Raw genomic sequence first — 2,358 nt, forward strand, 5'->3', positions numbered from 1 at the left:
CAGTATGCTTTCATCCGCTATTTTCATCTCAGTCTGCTCCTTTGACTCATTTGTATCTGTTTGAACACTGGATTCCGTCTTCACAGCATTATCTTCTTGAAAATTACCGGTATTATTCGCTTTACACCCAGTTAATAGCGCCAGCATGATGACCGGCGTTGCTACAATTCTTTTCGACATCATTTTAATTCACCATATAACTTGTCAGGAACCGGTTCACACCACTCTGTTGAACCATCCTCACCAGGAATCTCAAAAGCAAGATGACTCATCCAGGAATCAGAGGCAGCTCCATGCAAATGTTTTACGCCTACCGGAATATTCACAACTTTACCCGGAGTAAGTTCCACTGCTTCTTTTCCTTCCTCCTGATACCAGCCTCTGCCACCTATACATATGAGCATTTGCCCTCCACCGGATTTTACTTTAAATAATCATGTAAGAAACTCTCTAACTTATCAAATGGAATATAATCCTTATCTCCACCATCATAGAGATCTGTATGTACTGCATCAGGAATGATATAAAGCTCTTTATTATCTCCATTAAGCAACTTGAAAGCATCCTTACTCATATAGCAGGAATGAGCCTTTTCGCCATGGATCATAAGAACTGCATTATCAATCTCTCCTGCATAATGGAACTGGCGCATATTGGAAAGAGATATCATTCCGGTAATCGCCCAGCCATCATTGGAATTAAGGCTTCTTGCGTGATAGCCTCTGCTTGTCTTGTAATAATCATAGTAATCCTTTACAAAGAACGGAGCGTCCGAAGGCAATGGATCGACAACTCCTCCTGCCAAAGCGTATGTACCGTTTCTAAAGTCCTCAGTTCTCTGAGCATTTACAGCCTTTCTGGCCTTCACTCTTGCCTCTTTATTATCATCAGCATCAAAGTATCCGTTTGCTGCAACTCTTGTCATGTCATACATTGTTGATGTAACTGTAGCTTTAATTCTTGTATCAAGACAGGCTGTCTGAAGGGCTACACCTCCCCAGCCACAGATACCGATGATTCCGATTCGCTCAGGGTCAACATTATCCTGAACAGACAAGAAATCTACCGCTGCCTGAAAATCCTCAACGTTTAAATCCGGTGAGGTCATATATCTTGGAAAACCACCTGACTCTCCAGTAAAAGAGGGATCAAAGGCAATCGTCAGAGAACCTCTTTCTGCCATGGTCTGTGCATAAAGACCTGATGACTGCTCCTTAACAGCACCATAAGGACCTGACACTGCAATCGCAGGAAGTTTTCCTGTAGCATTCTTTGGTATGTACATATCAGCTGCCAGGGTAATTCCAAAGTGATTTGAAAATGTTACCTTCTTGTGATCTACTTTTTCACTCTTTGGAAATACCTTATCCCATTCTGTTACTAAATTAAGTTCTTCTGTTTTCTTCATCACTTGATACCTCCGTTATTCTTGTTCATTTTGCTTTTATTGTACCTGCTTGTAAATACTCTCGCTAATGGTTATAATGAATATTATATTATTCCATTTTGGCATATCATATAGCAATGAGCAATACGAAGTATTTCGAGTGCACTGATCATGGAAAGGAAATTCTATGGAAAGGAGATTCTATGGAAATTAGAACTTTAAGATATTTTTTAGCAGTGGCAAGAGAAGAAAATATGAGTAGAGCTGCAAAACTTCTGCATGTAACTCAGCCTACCCTGTCAAAACAGCTTAAATCGCTAGAGGAAGAACTTGGGAAAAAGCTTTTCACAAGACATGCTTTCAGTATCAAACTTACTGACGAAGGAATTCTGCTACGCAATCGTGCCGAAGATCTTGTCAGCATGGCTGATAAAATCGAGCAGGAATTTGTTTCTCTAGATGATATAGCTGGCGGAGAACTATATCTTGGTCTTGCTGAATCCTACCAGCTTCGATACCTAGCAAAATCTATAAAAGATTTTAAAAAATACTATCCAAACCTTCATTATCACATCACAAGCGGTGATACAGAGCAGCTCTCTGAAAAAGTCGATAAAGGCTTACTTGATTTTGTAGTACTAGTAGAACAACCAGATATCCGCAAATACGAATATATCGAATTCCCTCAAACAGACACCTGGGGACTTATCATTCCAGATACCGATCCCCTAGCAAAGAAAAAAGCCATCCGTTTGGATGACCTTGTAGGCTTGCCATTATTCTGTTCTGATCAAGCATGGAATGGAGATATTAGAAACTGGGCTGGAAGCAGATTTTCAGAGCTTCAATTAGAAGGTTCCTTCCGCCTTTCTTACAATGGATCAATTTTTGCCATGGAAGGCTTAGGATATCTTCTCACCTATGAACATCTTGTAAATACATCAAAAGACAGCGGCCTTGTATTCAGACCA

Annotated in this window: 3 protein-coding genes and 1 pseudogene; 1 reads left to right on the forward strand and 3 read right to left on the reverse strand. The window is 40.2% G+C overall.

From position 1 onward, the window contains the following. The 3 genes and pseudogenes from K6G87_RS03690 to K6G87_RS03700 form a co-directional block, all read right to left on the reverse strand. Nucleotides 1-183: hypothetical protein (locus K6G87_RS03690; RefSeq protein ID WP_296834056.1), on the reverse strand; the 183-nt coding region annotated here is incomplete at its 3' end. Then, nucleotides 180-422 (reverse strand): annotated as a pseudogene (locus K6G87_RS03695) (cupin domain-containing protein); the annotation flags it as partial. The gene K6G87_RS03690 and the pseudogene K6G87_RS03695, both read right to left, overlap by 4 nt. Beyond that, nucleotides 422-1,408 carry an alpha/beta hydrolase gene (locus tag K6G87_RS03700; protein ID WP_296834061.1) on the reverse strand — a complete coding sequence of 329 codons (987 nt, stop codon included), beginning with the start codon at nt 1,406-1,408 and terminating at the stop codon, nt 422-424. The gene K6G87_RS03700 and the pseudogene K6G87_RS03695, both read right to left, overlap by 1 nt. A gap of 182 nt (nt 1,409-1,590) precedes the next feature. On the opposite strand from K6G87_RS03700, the gene K6G87_RS03705 reads away from it, so the two are divergent. Further along, nucleotides 1,591-2,358: LysR family transcriptional regulator (locus tag K6G87_RS03705; RefSeq protein ID WP_296834064.1), on the forward strand; the 768-nt coding region annotated here is incomplete at its 3' end.

This window comes from Butyrivibrio sp. (assembly GCF_024699075.1).

Bases quoted from the DNA above. Each gene is read 5' to 3' on its own strand.
- K6G87_RS03700 (WP_296834061.1), bottom strand. From the start codon at position 1,408: ATGAAGAAAACAGAAGAACTTAATTTAGTAACAGAATGGGATAAGGTA.